The 1026-nt window shown below is 57.8% G+C and carries 1 protein-coding gene; it reads right to left on the bottom strand.

All coding sequences use genetic code 11. The features are described from left to right. A partial coding sequence (locus F1379_RS29475) for a condensation domain-containing protein (RefSeq protein ID WP_150276044.1) occupies nucleotides 1-1026 on the bottom strand: 1026 nt, incomplete at both ends.

The raw sequence follows: 1026 nt of genomic DNA on the forward strand, positions 1-1026 counted from the left end.
CTGACCACGCCTGTAACAATCTCTTCCTCCGTCGTCAGGATGCCCAGCAAATATACATGCGCGCTCAAGCACAGCTCCTTGACCGTGCAGCCGTATCGCTTCGCCTGTCGTTTCAAGGCTCCGAGCAGCGGGCCGTCCAGGGGCCTGCGGTAGATGCTGCTGGCCCCTCCGCCAGCCCTCTTCTTGCCCGCGTAGTTAAACGGCAGCTTGTTGCGGGTATACCCTGCCAATGCCTCAACCCAATATTGCCGGCTCTCCTCGTCGCTCTCCCGGAACCGGTTAATCGCCACATAATCCTTATATTGGCTTCGTAGCGGCTTGACCTCCGCCGCCTCTCCCTGCAGCAGCTTCTGGTAAATGTCCGCGAACTCCTGCTGGAACGAGGCGACGCTCCATCCGTCCAGAATCGCATGATGGACCGTAAACACCATGCAATAATCATCCTGCGCGTTCAGCCGGAACAAGCGCATCCGCCACAGTACCCCGCTGCCAAAGCGGAACAGGCTGCGCTGGTCTTGTTCGATATACGCGCGGATGGCACGTTCCTGCTCCTCCCGGCTAAGGTTGGAGACATCTTCCGTGGAGAGCTCCGGCACGATTCGGGCGTGCACAATCTGGACCTCCTCCTCGAAATGGGTGAGATCGAAGGTGGTACGCAGGATCGGATGCTTATCGGATAACCGCTGCAGCGCTTCTGCAAAATGGTCCGGCGACACGATCTTAAGGTGATGCAAAACCTGATCGTGGTAAATCGGCTCCTCCGGACGCAATCTGGAGTAGAACACCATGCTCTGCTGAATTTTGCTCAGTGGATATACATCCTCACAATCCTCCGGCAGGTACTTCGCTTGTTCGGGGTCCTCCATGATGCGCCGCTTCAACTGCTCCAGCATTTCCCGCCCTGATTCCAGCTGCCGGTTCGGCTCCGCCTCCTGCGCCAAAAGCTCGGCCAGCTCTCCAATGGTCTGATGCAGGTAAAGCTCTTTTAGCTGGAGAGCCGCCTCCATGTCGCGATTCATCCGGCTA

Origin of the sequence: Paenibacillus tepidiphilus (genome assembly GCF_008635795.1) — a bacterium.
Lineage (GTDB): Bacteria > Bacillota > Bacilli > Paenibacillales > Paenibacillaceae > Paenibacillus_AQ > Paenibacillus_AQ tepidiphilus.